Genomic DNA, 13,514 nt, shown 5'->3' with positions numbered 1-13,514 from the left:
TTGAATGCCAATGAAACTTGACGCCATCGACCGCCGGATCCTGAGCGCGCTCCAGCGCGACGGCCGCATGCAGAACGTGGAGCTCGCGCACGAGGTCGGGCTGTCGCCGTCGCCGTGCCTGCGGCGCGTGCGGCTCCTCGAGGAAGCCGGCGTGATCGAGAAATACGTGGCCGTGCTGAATCCCGCGAAAGTCGGCAAGGGGCTGACGATCTTCACGCGCGTGTGGCTGAAGGGGCAGGACGCGGAATCGGTGAACCGCTTCGCCGAGGCCGTCCAGCAGATGCCGGAAGTCGTCGAATGCCACCTGATGGCCGGCGACTGCGATTTCCTGCTGCGTGTCGTCGCGGCCGACATCGACGACTACCGGCGCTTCCAGATGGAATACCTCACGCGCATTCCGGGCGTGCTGAGCGTGAAGACCGACATTCCGATGCAGAAGGTCAAGCTCACGTCGGCGCTGCCGACCTAGCGTGACGCGGGTGCATGGCCACGCGACGACGGGTCGACGAACGGTCACGGCGCGGTGACAATCGTCCGATAGACTGACGAATCACGCCGCTTCGAACCGGTTGCCTGCATTGTTGTGCGACGTTCGATGCGCAAGCAACTAACGGTCAATGTCGCCGCGATCGGGCGGGCGGCGCTGCGCGCCGGGTCATGCGCGGATGCGTTTCTTCTTGTCGGGCCATTCATGCAGCCAATCAACACTCCGTGGAATTCGCTGGAAATCGTCAAGCTCGTGCTGGGCGTGCTGACGCCGTTGTCGGTCGCGTGTCTCGGCTGGCTCGTCGCGCGCCGGCTGAAGCGGCTCGAACTCGTGCAGTGGACCAACCAGCGATTGATCGAAAAGCGGCTCGCGCTGTACGACGCGGTTGCGCCGCAGCTCAATGCGCTGCTGTGCTTCTACACGTGGATCGGTTACTGGAAGGACATCTCGCCGGACGACGTGATCCGCGCGAAGCGCGACCTCGACCGCACGTTCCACATCTACCGCTACCTGTTCGACGACGACGTGTATGACGCGTATCACACGTACATCCACGCGCTGTTCGACATGCATACGGGCCCGGGCCGCGATGCACGGATCCGCTCGCTGATCCAGGCACCCGACGGCGATCGCAGCGTACACGGCTCGTATGAGTGGAAACCGGTGTGGTCCGACCGTTTCGCGACCGCGAATGTCGTGCCGAAGGACGACGTGCTGCGGCACTACACGCAGTTGATGGAGCGGCTGCGCGTGGCGCTGGGCGCGACGCGCTGAAGGCAGCGCGGCCGCCGCGCACCGGTATCGAAATCCGCTACCCGGCGGCGCGGATCCCCGCCCTCGCGCAACAAGCGGATGCTGCGCGCGGCTGCTGCTGACATGCTCGCGCCATATCCACTCGCGCGAGGTCAATATGGTTGTCGATACCGGCTGCCAGCCGCTCATGATCCGCTCGCCCGAAGCGGGCCGGCGGCATCTCTTCTCCGTGGGTTCTCACGGTCCGCATCACATGCCGCTGCCGGTCGAGCCGGAGATCGGCGACATCGTCTTCATCCGCGTGACCGTGCGGCCGTTTCTCGAAGTGGCGAGCGCGACGCGCTCGTGGACGAATCACGTCGGGATCGTGGTCGGCGAGCGCGGCGGCGAGCCGCTGATCGCGGAGAGCACGTTTCCGCTATCGCGCGTCACGACGATGTCGCGGTTTCTCGCGCGCTCCGATCGCGGCGCGTGCGTGATCGCGCGGCTGAAGCAGCCGCTCGATGCCGCGCAGCGGCGCCGGCTCGTGGACGCGGCAATGCGCCGGATCGGCGTGGTCTACGACACGGGGTTCAATCTCGCGTCGCGCCGGCAGTTCTGCTCGCGGTTCGTGCGTGAAGTCGTGCGCGATGCGACGCGGATCGTGCTCGGCGACGTCGAGACCTTCGACATGCTGCTGCGCCGGAATCCCGACCATCCGCTCGGCTTCTGGAAGATCTGGTACTTCGGCCGGATTCCGTGGCGCCGCCGCACGGTGACGCCGGCGAGTTTGCTCGATAGCGGGGCGTTGCGGGTGGTGGCGGATACGCGCGCTTGTGACGCAGGGGATGACGGAGTGGGAATCGGTGACGCCTCTGCCTGCCGACGCGGTGGAATGTAGCGCTTCGATGCGTCGGCTTACGGGAGGTTCAGGCGAACGAGATCACGAGCTTTTTACCGCAAGCCGCCGCATATTTGCGCAACGTATCGATGGACGGTGAATGCTGGCCCGTTGCGAGCGCACGCTCAAGTCGTGTTATGGCCGGTGCCTTCGTGCCCATCCGCTCCGCCACATCGGCTTGAGACAGCCCGGCCTCTCGTCGGGCAGCCAGCATTGCGTCGAGCAGTGCGAATTCCTCGCGGTTCAGTCGTTCGTATTCAGCGCGCACCTCGGGGTCGGTCAATGCACGCTCGCGCAGTTCCTTATACGTTGCCATCACGAACCTCCTTCAGTCGACGGCGCGCCGTTTCCAGTTCCTTCTGTGGCGTCTTTTGCGTCTTCTTCACAAAACAATGAAGCATGACGATACGCCTCTCGACGATTGCGCAATAAAACACTCGGGCAATACCTTCCGCGCCCTTCAATCGCATTTCGTACAGTCCGTTTCCCATCGATTGCGTGTGGGGTTCGCCCAGGTTCGGGCCGTACTGTTCCATGCGGTCAACGAGCGCATAGAACCGGGCGATGAGTGTCTTGGGTAACGCGGCCACTCCCTCCTCGACACGCTCATTGAAGAACCGTATTTCGTACGCATTGGTCAGCATAGTAACAAATATGTTATGTTGATGCAAGAACCGTGGCCAGCCGCGACTGCAGATGAGGGCGGCTGGTCAGACGTGCAGGAGGGTTGGAGTCGCCGTTACGTAGGCTGGGGGCTTCGGCGAGGATGTGCGAGCCCGACTGTTCTCAGGCAATCCGGAGTCGGCAAGGTGCGCAATTCGTTGCCGGCGCGCGCGACGCGCGATGGAAGAGTGGTGGTGTTAGCTCCGTCCCGCCACCGCCAACCGCGCCGCCAGCCCCACGAACACCGACCCGAGCAGATACTGCGGCAGCTTCGACGGGCGGCGGCGCGCGCCGATCCGCTGGCTCAGCCGGCTCGCGGACAGGATGACCGCGCCGTTCACGACGATACCGATCAGGTTCAGCACCGTCGCGAGCACGAGAATCTGCACGGCGATCGAACCGTGCCCGGGCCGCACGAACTGAGGAAACAGCGCGAGCACGAATAGCGCCATCTTCGGATTCAGCAGGTTCGTCGTCAGCCCCTGGCGGAAGATCGTCGCGGTCGAGTGGCGACGCTGCGACGCGACGGGCGACAGTGCGGTCGCATCCGAACGGAACGTCTTCCACGCGAGATACAGCAGATAGGCGGCGCCCGCGAAGCGCACGGCGTCATAGGCGAGCGGCACCGCGACGAAGAGCTGCGACAGCCCGAGCGCGGCCGCCAGCGCGTGGCAGTAGGTGCCGGCCTGGATGCCCGCGAGCGTCGCGAAACCTGCGCGCCGGCCCTGGCTCACGCTGCGGGACGCGATCAGCAGCATGTCGGGGCCCGGCGTGGCGGTCAGCGCGAGACACGCGCCGGAAAACAGCGCGAGCGTGGAGAGGTCGATCATGGGAGTCCCTTTCGTGGATGCAGCGTAAAAGGGAGGTCAGTTTAGGAGGGCGCGCGAGGCCGGTCAATCGAACGAACGGACGATGATCTGGCAGGCCGTCGAGGCCGATCGCCAACGCACGTGCGCTGCCCTTGGCACCTCGACAATGCTCGATATCGCGTCAACGGTACACACCGATGCAGCGCCTTGTGCGGACGATCGCCGCACGGCTCAAGGCTTGCGGCAGGCCACCTGATAATCGATCACGGTGTTCGCCGACGGCTTGTCCGGCTCGCCGCCGACCGTCGTCACGCCGAGCACGCCGGCCGCGCTCCGGTAGCGCAGCGCGCAATAGCCCATGCCGGTACCCGAACACGCTTCGGCTTCGATGATGCCGTGCTTCGCGAGCGTCGCCGCGCCGTCCGTCGCATCCGGTTTCTCGCGCGGACGCAGCGGTTGCCAGCCTTTCGCGATCAGGATCCGGCGCGCGACGTCGAGCGGTTTGCCGTACACGTTCGGCACGACCGCGCGGCCCTGGCAGTAAGCGCTTTCAGCCGCTACCCGGGTCAGGCGCAGGCCGCCGTTCTCTTCGTGCAACTCGCCGACGGGCGCCGCCGGGCCGTCGCCGCCCCAGATCAGCAGCGCGCCGTTTTCCAGCCGGTCGGCCATGCCGAACTGCCAGCCCGCCTTGCGCGCCGTGTAGCCGAGCGCGACGAGCGTCGTGCCGTCGAACACGCCGACGTTGCCGTTGCGCGCGAAACAGATCGCGCTCGTGCCGGCACTGAATCCGCTCGCGAACGTGACGACCGTGTAGCGGCCGAGCGGCGCCTCGGACGTCACGATCCAGTCGCGCTTCGCGACTTCGCGGCCGGCCGCGGTGGTGGTCTTCGCGCGGTATTGCGTGCAGAACGAGTCGAGCGAGCCGTTCTCCGGCGAGTGCGGCAGCACGCCGAGCGGTACCAGCGACGCACCGGCGATATTGGAGGCCGTCCGCAGCGGATCGGCCGAGGCCGTGCCGCCGAGCGCGGCACACGCAACGGCCGCGATCGACACGATCGAAGCCAGACGGCGGGCAAACGGCAACGCAATGAAACGGGACACGCAGGCTGTCTCCGGGGAAAGGGATACGGGCGCGATGATCGCGGGTTTTCGCCCGCGTGTCACGGTCGCGCGCACTGGCCGGCAGCGCGCCTGTGTGCCGCCGGCGATTCAGCCCTTCGCGACGACGTCGATTCGCAGCGCTTCGCCGCCGTCGACGATCGCCAGCAGGCGATCGACGTTCGGATGCGCGCCCGGGCGGTTGCGTGCGTCGGCCGTATGTTCGGCGAACACCGCGAGGCCGTGCTCGGCGGCTTTCGCGTCGAGCGTGCCGAATGCCTGCTTCAGGTAGTGGTACACCGCGAGCGAGCCTTGCTTGCCCGGCTGATTCTCGATGGTCGCGACCACGTCGCCGTTCGCGCCGACGAGATCGATGCGCGCGACGCCGTCGATGGCCGGCAGTTGAGCGAGGTTGTCCTTGAATACTGGGGTCGGTTGAATCACTGAAAACACTCCGTCGGTTCGGTCAGGGGCCAATGAGCATGGCCGGCCGTATCTTATCCGATCGGCCTCTGCGCACCGGCCGGTACGCCCGCGTCACGCGAGCGCTCGATGTCGGGGCTGCGATAGGCACGCTCGGGAATCTCGGCGAGCCGCGACGCGTGCACCTGATGCGGCGCGAGGCCGTAGAACTTCTGAAAACTCATGATCAGCGGCGACCACTTGTCCGGATCGATGCGGTCCGGCTCACCGTCCATCAGCAGGTCGGGATGCACGTGCACGCGCTGGATGCGCACCTCGAACACGCGGATAAGACCGCGCACGTCAGGCGCTTCTTCACCGATCCCGTGCGTGGCCGCGACGACCGCTTCCATGTGCACCGGGCATTCGAGCGCACGTGGCGGCGCAACGGTTTGCGAGGCAACTTCGGTGAGCCCGGCCGTGCCGAACTTGTCGGGTTCGTACACGTAGCCCCGTGTGAGCTTCCTTTCGGGTACCGGATACGTGCCGGTCGTGCGCGCGATGCGGTCGACCGCGTGCGCCTGCGCCGACGATGGCAGGTTCAGCACGCATTCACCGGTGCGCAGCAGGTTGCGGGTGGTCTGCGAACCGGTGCCAATGCCGATCACGCCGCGCCAGCCGAGCCAGAACGCGGACGAGATCGGCGCGAGATTGGCGGTGCCGTCCTCGTTCAGCGTGCTGACCAGCACGACGGGCGTGCCGAAATAGAGGATGTTCGGTTCGGTGACGCAATGCGGAGCGTTCATGATCGGTGCCTTCGTTGAGGGATCAGTCCGCATGCTGATCCTGTCGCGGTGGCGCGGCGCTCCGAATCTTGTCGTGTCATTCCGGACGGTGTGCGGAGACGGCATTTGCGCCGGGCAGGACCGCCCGGCACCGCGCGCGCTTTTCCGCTACAGTAGGAGATCGCAGGCCGCACCTGCCGCATCGCAAGGGCGCGCGCAGCCCTGCTCCGCCAACACACACGAGGGCCCGATGGATACCGAGCAACGCTACACCGCCAGCGCGCCGACGCGCGCGGAAGTCGACGCACTGGGCGGCGCAACCGTCATCGAATTCGGCGCGAACTGGTGCGGGATCTGCGCGGGTGCGCAGCCGGCGATCGTGGCGTCGTTTTCCGCGCATCCCGCCGTGCGCCACCTGAAGATCGAGGATGGCCCGGGCCGCCCGCTCGGCCGCTCGTTCGGCGTGAAGCTGTGGCCGACGCTGGTGTTCTTGCGCGACGGTGTCGAAGTCGCGCGCGTCGTGCGCCCCGCCGACGCGAAGCAGATCGAAGCCGACGGCTTCGCCGCGCTGGCCTGAGGTCACGGCGATGCAACAGGCGATCACGCACATCGGCATCGACACGCGCGGCAGCGGCCTCGTCGAATTCACGTCGCAGGTGCGCGCATTCGTCGACCAGCAGGCGATCGGCACCGGCCTGCTCACCGTGTTCTGCCGCCATACGTCGGCGTCGCTGCTGATCCAGGAGAATGCGGATCCGTCGGTGCAGCGCGATCTCGAACGCTACTTCGCGACGCTCGCGCCCGAGGATGCCACGCGCTACGAGCACGACACGGAAGGCACCGACGACATGCCGGCGCACCTGCGCACGGCGCTCACGCAGGTGCAACTGTCGATCCCGGTCGAGCACGGGCGCATGGTGCTCGGCACATGGCAGGGGATTTACCTGTTCGAGCATCGCCGCGCGCCGCACCGGCGCGATATCGTGCTGCACCTGATCGGCGAGTAAGCGGGCGTACGCGGCGCATCGCCGCGCACCGGCTCAGGCGAGCAGTTTCTCGACGAGCGCGCCGAGTTCGCGCAGGTGGACGGGCTTCGGCAGGAATGCGTCGAATACCTGCTTGTTCTCGCGCAACGCGGCCGATTCATACGCACTGACGCCGAGGATCGCCGGATGCCGGCCGTCGTCATTGGGTACCGCGACCGTACGCATGCGCCGTGCAACCTCGAAGCCGCTCAAGTCCGGCAGCTCGAGATCGAGCACGACGATGTCGTAATGGCGCGTACCGAAGCGCGCGACGCCTTCCTGCCCCGTGCCGCACAGATCGGCTTCGATGCCGAGCGCCGACAGCATCGCGCCGAGCGTTTCGCGCGCGTTGTCGTCGTCGTCGATCACCAGCGCGCGCCGGTCGCGGTGCGCGGCCGCGTGCGGCAGCGCGGGCGCATCGCCGGCCGCGTTGCCGGCGGTGTCGCTGCCGGGCACTTCGGCCGGCAGCGTCACGACGAACTCGCTGCCTTCGCCCACCGCGCTGCGCACGTCCACATGCCCGCGCAGCGTCGTCACGATTTCGCGCACGACGGCGAGCCCCATGCCGATTCCGTCCACATGCAGCCCGACCGCGTCGTTCGCGCGATAGAACGGCTCGAAGATCTTCGACAGGTGCTGCTTCGCGATGCCGGCGCCCGTATCGCGCACGGCGATCTTCAATTGCTGGCCGGCCGGCGCGTCGGCGAGCGTGATCGACACGTCGATCGATCCGCCGAGCGTGTACTTGACCGAGTTCTCGATCAGGTTCGACAGCACCTGGCGCAACAGCTTGCGATCGGAACGGATCGCGAGGTCGTGCGGCTCGACCCGCTGCACGATCGCGATCCGCTTGGCCGCGATCTTCTCGCGCAGCGGGTCGAGCACCTCGGCGAGCAGCGACGCCATGCTGACGGTTTCCCGTTCGGCAAGGCGCTTCGTCGAGCGCAGCTTGATGTAGTCGGTCAGGTCCTTGACGAGCGCTTCGAGCGACGACGCGGAATTCTGCAGCCGCCGGATCGTCTTCAGGTTCGCGTCCGACTGCGGGCGCGCGAGCAGGATCTCGATCGATCCGCAGATCGCCTGCAGCGGCGTGCGCAATTCATGGCTGACCATCCCGAGGAACGCGTTTTTCGCCTCGATCATTTCGAACGCGCGGTCGGACGCCTTGCGTTCGGCGTCGAGCGCCGCGTCCTGCCGTTCGAGCAGATCGTCGCGCGTGCGCATCGTATAGAACAGCAGCAGGAACAGCGCGCACAGGATCACGCCGAGCACGATGCCGAGGATCAGGATCGCGCGCTGCTTTTCCTTCAGCTGATGGAACGTGAAGTCGCGCTGCGCCATCTCGATCGCGCGGAAATAGTTCGCGAGGCCGTTGACCTTCGGCCAGTACGCATTGACTTCGTCGATCACCTGCTGCGCGTGCTTCGGCGAGTCGCGCAGCAACGGCACGTCGCGTTTCAGGCGCGTCATGAATTCGCCGAGCGTGTCGATCTCGTTGCGCGCGCGCGGGATGCGCAGCCAGTATTCGGACACTTCCGACGGCCGCTGCAGAAAGCCGAACGACACCGACAGGCTGTCGAGCTGCATCTGCACGTGATCGAAGTCGTCGTCCTCGCGCGTCGCGTAGAGGATCAGTTGCCGGTCGAACCGCGTATAGACGTTCCGGTATTGCGCGGCGGTCCAGAACACGCCTTCGCGCGGCCCTTCGAGCACGCCCTCGTTGACCGACGTGGCGAGGAGGTCCCACAGCAGGAACGCCCACGCGGCGAACCCCATGATCCACAGCGAGCCGAGGATCAGGATGATCTTTCTGTTCTTCCGCCGCCGGCGTTTCATTTCACCGTCAGGCCGATGATCTGCCACGCGAACTTGGCTTCGCCGAGCGGCGTCTTCAGTTCGTCGGGATACTGGTCGCGCGGGTACATGATCCACAGCGGGCCGTAGTTGTCGTTGCCGAGCACCTTGCCGTTCATCGTCCGCGCGAGGATTACGCCGTAACGATCGGCGTCGGACACGGGAATCGTGAACGTGTACTCGTCGATGCAGCGGAACTCGATCTGCGTGCCGTGCGCGCCGACGACCTTCAGGATGTCGGACAGGCGCGGGCCGGTGAAGGTCGCCTTCGGCGTCCAGCTGGTCGACGTGACGATCGTATGCTGCGGCAGCGCCATCAGCGCCTGCTCGGAAAACACGTACGCCGTCTTGCCCTGCTGGTTGTGCTTGTCGATCTTGCCGTCGACGGTGAACGTGAAGGACGAAGCCGCCCAGGTCGCGGCGGCCATGCCGAGCAGGCAGGCCGTCAGCAGGCTCTTGGTCCAGATGGTCGAAATTCGCATGTCTTGCCCTCGGTCGTGCGGGAGTGGTGTGTCGCTGTGGCCTCAGTTCGCGGCGGCCACGGCCGGTAGCGTGATCTTCAGTTCGCGCGCCACTTCGGCGAACAGGATCGGCAGGCGCACCGGTTTTTCCTCGCAGCGCGCGTTGTAGTGCGACACGATGTGCGCGATCTCGTCCTCGCTGGCTTCGCCGGTCGAGATCTTGCCGGTCAGCAGGAAGATCGGCGCGCCGCTGTTCTCGCTCGAGCGGATGCCGCGCACGAGTTCGGCGGCCGTCTGGTCGCCAAGCATCCAGTCGAGGATGTAGCCGTCAAAATCCTCGACCTCCAGCGCCTTGCGGAACGTCGCGCCGTCGAAGTACGGAATCGCGTTCACGCCTTTTTCGATGAAATATTCACACACCGTTTCGGCGACGTCCTGCGAATCGTCGACCACGGCGATCCGCGCCGCATACACGTTCGGCTGCGTCGAGCGCAGCTCGATGACGTCGACCGGATACGTGCGGCCCTCACGTGCGTGCTGACGCTCGGTGATGAGCCATTCGCCCTGCCACTGCAGCGCGACGAAATCCGTCTCGATCTGGCTGCTGGCCTTGGTCGAGATCGCGGCGCGGCAGCGGAAGCGCCGCGTCTCGATCACGAGCGTCGCGTCGATCATCTCGGGGGCGGCCGGCTGCGTGCCCTTGTCGTCGAGCAGGATCGCGGGCGGCACGCCGAAGTGGGTCGCGATGTCCTGCAACTGCGACAGGTTCCACGGGATCAGGCCTTTCATCTTGCGCGTGACGACCGAGAAGCTGAGGCCGAGCACATTCGCGATCGTCGTGTTGTGACTTCGCGGCGGAATGCCGTTCCGGTTCAGTAGGTCGCGTACCTTGTTGGCGGTGATGAGATCGACGTTGGCCTGCTCGCTGTTGGACATCTCGATGGGGTCTCCAGGGGTTTTTGGCGAGGGAGAGCATATCAAAACTGACGTGACACGCAAACTTCGAAAACGCGAATCACCTTGACATGCCATTTTTCTCCATTATTATTGCTCACCACGTCACTATTGTTTGTCGCGTCATGTTTGGAGATCGATGCCGGCAACAGTCGGTACAGCGAAAAGCGACAACAAAGAAGCAGTGACTGAACGATTCGAAGCGAGAACCTGAGAGAGCCTAGGCGTGCGTGTCGGCGTTGGCGGATTGTATCCGCCGCGCCGCGCGCCACCGGGTGCGCGCTCGCGGGGGTGGGATAGCGCGAAGAATTGCGGCGCCAATAAAACATGAGGAAGGTAACAATGTACCGCCGTTTACTCGCACCGGGGCTGCTGTTGCTATTGGCCGCGTGCGCGCAGGATCCGTCCATCACCAGCAACACGGTGCGGATCTGCGACGACACAGGTTGCTCTGACCGTCCTAAAGATCAGGTGTCCTATCAAAAAAGGGACGATTCGGAAGACCGTGAAGATCCGCGCATCGCTGCGTTGAAGCAGACCGCGAAGACCCAGCCGAAGGCCGCCTACGACCTCGGCCTGCGTTATTTCCGCGGCGACGGCGTGCGCCAGGACAGCTACCAGGCACTCAAGTGGATGCGCGAGGCCGCCGAACGCGGCGACCTGCAGGCGCAGAAGGCGCTCGGCAGTTTCTACCTGTTCGGCCTCGAGGAAATGGGCTCCGATCCGCGCGAAGCGGAGAAGTGGCTGTCGATCGCGGCCGGCCGCGGCGACAAGGAGTCGAAGAAGCTGCTCGAGCTCGCCCGCCAGGCCAAGAAGGAAGACGAAGAAGACTGGAAATGGCGCACGGAATGGCGTGACCGCTATTACGGCTACTGGTACTCGGGCTATCCGTACTACGGCGTCTGGCAGCAGACGTACTGGTACTACTGACCGGGCCTGAAGCAACGGGGGCAGCCGCGGGGAGACCACCATCGCGCGCCAGCCGGGGGGCTTATCGAAGTTCGCACGAACACATAAGCCGAACAACGACTCTATCGATCGATAACGACATGAAGACCATCCTTTCCCAACGTCTCACTCAAGGTGCGCTGGTCGCAGCGCTTTGTGCATCCGTCGCGGGCTGCGGCGGCATCGTCAACGCGGGCGGGCAGAACGCCGGCGTGACCGGCGCGGCGGCCGGCGGCGCGAGCGCCGGCGCCGATTCGGGGCTGCAGCGCTGCGCGTCGCCGCTCGGCACGATCGCCGTCGACGACGGCCGCAACGCCGACTGGTGGGGCCCGTTCGGCAGCGCCACCAAGATGACGACGATCGACCCGCTGCTGCGCCTGGCGGTCCAGCAGTCGAACTGCTTCGTGATCACGTCGATCGGCAACCAGAAGAGCGACGCGCGCCTGTCGCGCATCACGCAGCTGCAGCGCAACTCGGGCGAGTACCGCACGGGCTCGAAGCAGCAGAAGGGCCAGCGTGTCGCGGCCGACTACTACATGGAACCGCAGATCGTCATCAACGATTCGCCGGTCGGCGGCATCGGCAGCATGATCGGCGGGCTGATCGGCAACAGCGCGGTGGCGGCGGTGGCCGGCCATCTGCAGACGAAGGCGTCGGTCGTCACGCTGACGCTGTTCGACGTGCGCTCGGCCGTGCAGATCGCGGCGTCGGAAGGCAGCTCGACGGCGACCAACTACGGCGCGGCGCTGGGTGGCTTCGGCGGTGGCGTGGGCGGTGCGCTCGGCGGCTTCTCCGCGACGCCGGAAGGCAAGGCGACGGTCGTCGCGTTCATCGACGCGTACAACAAGATGGTCGTCGCGCTGCGCAGCTACAAGGCGCAGGACGTCAAGGGCGGCCTCGGCCGCGGCGGCCAGCTCCAGGTCAACTGATGCTCCCGGGCCGGCGGTGCGCCGCCGGCTGACTTCTGATTCGAGACTGTCCGTGCGCGCGGCACGATTCGCGCGTACCGGCTTCGTTCGTCCTTCTTGCACTGAGGTGATCCCGATGAAAGCCGTTGCATTGATCGCACTGACCTGTCTGGCGCTGACCGCTTGCGGCGGCGACGATTCCTCGCCCGCGGCGTCCGGCGCCGGATCGGGGACGAGCAACAACGGCGGTAGTGGTGGAGCCGGCGGCACGGGTTCGGGCGGGACCGGAAGCGGCGCTTCGGGTGGCACGGGTGGCACGGGTGGCACGGGTGGTTCTGGCGGCTCGGGCGGCTCGGGCGGCAGCACGCTGACGCTGCGCTACGACGCACAGCCGCCGGCGACGGATCAGGCGAGCTTCCTGACGCTGCTCAACAGCGAAGGCGCGAAGGGTTATCGCTATCTGGGCGACTACTACTACAGCGCGAGCAACGGCGGTTCGCAGTCGATCTTCGTGAGCGACGGCACCGTGCAGACCTACACGTACGTGCTGCAGTCGGCGCCGGCCAACATGACGGGCTTCGTCAGCCAGGCGAACGCGCAGGGCGCGAGCGGCTACCGCTACGAAGGGCCGCTCACTTACGGCTATCTGTATCGCAAGGACGGCGGTTCGTCTGCCACCTATACGTACACGACGACCGGGCTGCCGGCCGACACCAATGCATTCCTCACGCAGGCGAACGGCCAGGGCCAGTCGGGCTACTGGTTCCTCGGGCCGATGATGGTGGGATCGGTGCAGGCGAACGTGTACATGAAGAACAACGCGTCGAACGCGACCTATACGTACGATGCGCTGGTGCCGACGACGACCGTCGCCGATTTCATCGCACAGGCCAACAGCGAGGGCGCGAAGGGCTATCGTGCGAAGGGCGGGATGCTGTTCGGCAGCACGATCTCGTGGGTCTATGTGAAGGACCAGACGCAGTCGCCGACCTTTACATATCAGTCGGCCGCGATCCAGACGACCGGCGCCAGCTTCGTCCAGCAGTCGAACACGCTCGGCGCGCAGGGCAACGCGTATCTCGGCGATCTTGCGCTCGGCACGTCGTCGCCGGTGATGGCGTCGTTCTATTTCAAGCCGGCGAACTGCACGGGCTTCCTGTGCACGACGCTGAATCCGCTCACGCAGAACTGAGCGAGCGAGGCGGCTGCGTCGCGCGGCCGCTTGTCCGTTTTTTACGAAGTGGGGCGGGCACCGGGCAGACGGTGTCCGCCCCGTTTTCTTTCGTCCGGCGCCGATCCGGCAATCATGCACGCATCCTGCCCCCCAACGACTGGATGGGGCGCTCAAGTTTCGTACAAGTTCAAATATTATTTCCAATCATATTGGACATGTACTAAACCGTTCATATCGGACTGATTTTCGGCAAGTCGTTTGGCATGATCGTGGCACTCCAATCGTCCTGAGCCACCTCCCTGCACGAAGCCGG

At 65.6% G+C, this 13,514-nt stretch carries 17 protein-coding genes; 8 read left to right on the top strand and 9 right to left on the bottom strand.

The genetic code is table 11. The annotated features are described in order from the left end of the window. The first annotated feature begins 10 nt into the window (after window positions 1-10). The 3 genes from LGN19_RS33505 to LGN19_RS33495 all read left to right on the top strand — a co-directional run bounded on the left by LGN19_RS33505 (window position 11) and on the right by LGN19_RS33495 (window position 2,120). Window positions 11-469, top strand: a complete 459-nt coding sequence (locus LGN19_RS33505; RefSeq protein ID WP_006486309.1) for an Lrp/AsnC family transcriptional regulator — start codon at window positions 11-13, stop codon at window positions 467-469. Window positions 470-691: 222 nt separating this feature from the next. Further along, window positions 692-1,261 carry a hypothetical protein gene (locus LGN19_RS33500; RefSeq protein ID WP_174950407.1) on the top strand — a complete coding sequence of 190 codons (570 nt, stop codon included), beginning with the start codon at window positions 692-694 and terminating at the stop codon, window positions 1,259-1,261. A gap of 136 nt (window positions 1,262-1,397) precedes the next feature. Beyond that, a complete protein-coding gene (locus tag LGN19_RS33495; RefSeq protein ID WP_226219528.1) occupies window positions 1,398-2,120 on the top strand; it encodes a YebB family permuted papain-like enzyme in 723 nt (240 codons plus the stop codon). A gap of 28 nt (window positions 2,121-2,148) precedes the next feature. Here LGN19_RS33495 and LGN19_RS33490 read toward each other — a convergent pair whose 3' ends face one another. The 6 genes from LGN19_RS33490 to LGN19_RS33465 form a co-directional block, all read right to left on the bottom strand. Next, window positions 2,149-2,436, bottom strand: coding sequence for a helix-turn-helix domain-containing protein (locus tag LGN19_RS33490; RefSeq protein WP_175002412.1), 288 nt, complete (start codon window positions 2,434-2,436; stop codon window positions 2,149-2,151). Next, window positions 2,423-2,764 (bottom strand): type II toxin-antitoxin system RelE/ParE family toxin, encoded by a 342-nt coding sequence (locus LGN19_RS33485; protein ID WP_226219527.1) that lies wholly within the window; start codon window positions 2,762-2,764, stop codon window positions 2,423-2,425. The genes LGN19_RS33490 and LGN19_RS33485 overlap by 14 nt, the downstream gene beginning before the upstream one ends. A gap of 216 nt (window positions 2,765-2,980) precedes the next feature. Further along, on the bottom strand, window positions 2,981-3,613 hold the full coding sequence (locus tag LGN19_RS33480) for a LysE family translocator (protein ID WP_226219525.1): 633 nt from the start codon (window positions 3,611-3,613) through the stop codon (window positions 2,981-2,983). Window positions 3,614-3,823: 210 nt separating this feature from the next. Beyond that, window positions 3,824-4,693, bottom strand: coding sequence for a hypothetical protein (locus LGN19_RS33475; RefSeq protein ID WP_226219523.1), 870 nt, complete (start codon window positions 4,691-4,693; stop codon window positions 3,824-3,826). Window positions 4,694-4,801: 108 nt separating this feature from the next. After that, window positions 4,802-5,134: a DUF2322 family protein gene (locus LGN19_RS33470; RefSeq protein ID WP_089463345.1), complete on the bottom strand. Its 333-nt coding sequence runs from the start codon at window positions 5,132-5,134 to the stop codon at window positions 4,802-4,804. 53 nt (window positions 5,135-5,187) lie between these two features. Then, window positions 5,188-5,898: a flavin reductase family protein gene (locus LGN19_RS33465; protein ID WP_226219521.1), complete on the bottom strand. Its 711-nt coding sequence runs from the start codon at window positions 5,896-5,898 to the stop codon at window positions 5,188-5,190. A 229-nt stretch (window positions 5,899-6,127) separates the two neighbouring features. On the opposite strand from LGN19_RS33465, the gene LGN19_RS33460 reads away from it, so the two are divergent. Both LGN19_RS33460 and LGN19_RS33455 read left to right on the top strand, forming a co-directional pair. Beyond that, window positions 6,128-6,454, top strand: a complete 327-nt coding sequence (locus tag LGN19_RS33460) for a thioredoxin family protein (protein ID WP_122948603.1) — start codon at window positions 6,128-6,130, stop codon at window positions 6,452-6,454. Window positions 6,455-6,464: 10 nt separating this feature from the next. Further along, entirely contained in the window at window positions 6,465-6,884 is a 420-nt protein-coding gene (locus tag LGN19_RS33455; protein WP_122948604.1) for a secondary thiamine-phosphate synthase enzyme YjbQ, read from the top strand. A gap of 33 nt (window positions 6,885-6,917) precedes the next feature. Here the strand turns inward: LGN19_RS33455 and atsR are convergent, their stop codons facing one another. The 3 genes from atsR to LGN19_RS33440 are packed head-to-tail and all read right to left on the bottom strand — an operon-like array spanning window position 6,918 to window position 10,153. After that, window positions 6,918-8,738, bottom strand: coding sequence for a hybrid sensor histidine kinase/response regulator AtsR (gene atsR, locus LGN19_RS33450; protein WP_226219520.1), 1,821 nt, complete (start codon window positions 8,736-8,738; stop codon window positions 6,918-6,920). Next, window positions 8,735-9,238 carry a molybdopterin-dependent oxidoreductase gene (locus LGN19_RS33445; protein WP_226219518.1) on the bottom strand — a complete coding sequence of 168 codons (504 nt, stop codon included), beginning with the start codon at window positions 9,236-9,238 and terminating at the stop codon, window positions 8,735-8,737. The genes atsR and LGN19_RS33445 overlap by 4 nt, the downstream gene beginning before the upstream one ends. 42 nt (window positions 9,239-9,280) lie before the next feature. Continuing rightward, complete coding sequence (locus LGN19_RS33440; protein ID WP_122948607.1) at window positions 9,281-10,153, bottom strand: response regulator; 873 nt, start codon at window positions 10,151-10,153, stop codon at window positions 9,281-9,283. Window positions 10,154-10,513: 360 nt separating this feature from the next. On the opposite strand from LGN19_RS33440, the gene LGN19_RS33435 reads away from it, so the two are divergent. The 3 genes from LGN19_RS33435 to LGN19_RS33425 all read left to right on the top strand — a co-directional run bounded on the left by LGN19_RS33435 (window position 10,514) and on the right by LGN19_RS33425 (window position 13,219). Next, window positions 10,514-11,101: a tetratricopeptide repeat protein gene (locus LGN19_RS33435; RefSeq protein ID WP_122948609.1), complete on the top strand. Its 588-nt coding sequence runs from the start codon at window positions 10,514-10,516 to the stop codon at window positions 11,099-11,101. 119 nt (window positions 11,102-11,220) lie between these two features. Beyond that, window positions 11,221-12,048 carry a hypothetical protein gene (locus LGN19_RS33430; RefSeq protein ID WP_122948610.1) on the top strand — a complete coding sequence of 276 codons (828 nt, stop codon included), beginning with the start codon at window positions 11,221-11,223 and terminating at the stop codon, window positions 12,046-12,048. Between the two features lie 115 nt (window positions 12,049-12,163). Then, window positions 12,164-13,219 carry a hypothetical protein gene (locus LGN19_RS33425; protein ID WP_226219516.1) on the top strand — a complete coding sequence of 352 codons (1,056 nt, stop codon included), beginning with the start codon at window positions 12,164-12,166 and terminating at the stop codon, window positions 13,217-13,219. The last annotated feature ends 295 nt before the right edge of the window (window positions 13,220-13,514 follow it).

The organism is Burkholderia sp. AU30198, assembly GCF_020419825.1.
Taxonomy (GTDB): domain Bacteria; phylum Pseudomonadota; class Gammaproteobacteria; order Burkholderiales; family Burkholderiaceae; genus Burkholderia.
Note: the sequence above shows the minus strand (reverse complement) of the source record. Positions and strands in the feature narration are given on the sequence as shown.

Excerpts from the sequence above, each read along its gene's own strand:
- atsR (WP_226219520.1), bottom strand. The coding sequence starts at position 8,738 with ATGAAACGCCGGCGGCGGAAGAACAGAAAGATCATCCTGATCCTCGGC.
- LGN19_RS33465 (WP_226219521.1), bottom strand. The coding sequence starts at position 5,898 with ATGAACGCTCCGCATTGCGTCACCGAACCGAACATCCTCTATTTCGGC.
- LGN19_RS33430 (WP_122948610.1), top strand. The coding sequence starts at position 11,221 with ATGAAGACCATCCTTTCCCAACGTCTCACTCAAGGTGCGCTGGTCGCA.
- LGN19_RS33505 (WP_006486309.1), top strand. The coding sequence starts at position 11 with ATGAAACTTGACGCCATCGACCGCCGGATCCTGAGCGCGCTCCAGCGC.
- LGN19_RS33440 (WP_122948607.1), bottom strand. The coding sequence starts at position 10,153 with ATGTCCAACAGCGAGCAGGCCAACGTCGATCTCATCACCGCCAACAAG.
- LGN19_RS33490 (WP_175002412.1), bottom strand. The coding sequence starts at position 2,436 with ATGGCAACGTATAAGGAACTGCGCGAGCGTGCATTGACCGACCCCGAG.
- LGN19_RS33500 (WP_174950407.1), top strand. The coding sequence starts at position 692 with ATGCAGCCAATCAACACTCCGTGGAATTCGCTGGAAATCGTCAAGCTC.
- LGN19_RS33480 (WP_226219525.1), bottom strand. The coding sequence starts at position 3,613 with ATGATCGACCTCTCCACGCTCGCGCTGTTTTCCGGCGCGTGTCTCGCG.
- LGN19_RS33445 (WP_226219518.1), bottom strand. The coding sequence starts at position 9,238 with ATGCGAATTTCGACCATCTGGACCAAGAGCCTGCTGACGGCCTGCCTG.
- LGN19_RS33485 (WP_226219527.1), bottom strand. The coding sequence starts at position 2,764 with ATGCTGACCAATGCGTACGAAATACGGTTCTTCAATGAGCGTGTCGAG.
- LGN19_RS33435 (WP_122948609.1), top strand. The coding sequence starts at position 10,514 with ATGTACCGCCGTTTACTCGCACCGGGGCTGCTGTTGCTATTGGCCGCG.
- LGN19_RS33425 (WP_226219516.1), top strand. The coding sequence starts at position 12,164 with ATGAAAGCCGTTGCATTGATCGCACTGACCTGTCTGGCGCTGACCGCT.
- LGN19_RS33495 (WP_226219528.1), top strand. The coding sequence starts at position 1,398 with ATGGTTGTCGATACCGGCTGCCAGCCGCTCATGATCCGCTCGCCCGAA.
- LGN19_RS33460 (WP_122948603.1), top strand. The coding sequence starts at position 6,128 with ATGGATACCGAGCAACGCTACACCGCCAGCGCGCCGACGCGCGCGGAA.
- LGN19_RS33455 (WP_122948604.1), top strand. The coding sequence starts at position 6,465 with ATGCAACAGGCGATCACGCACATCGGCATCGACACGCGCGGCAGCGGC.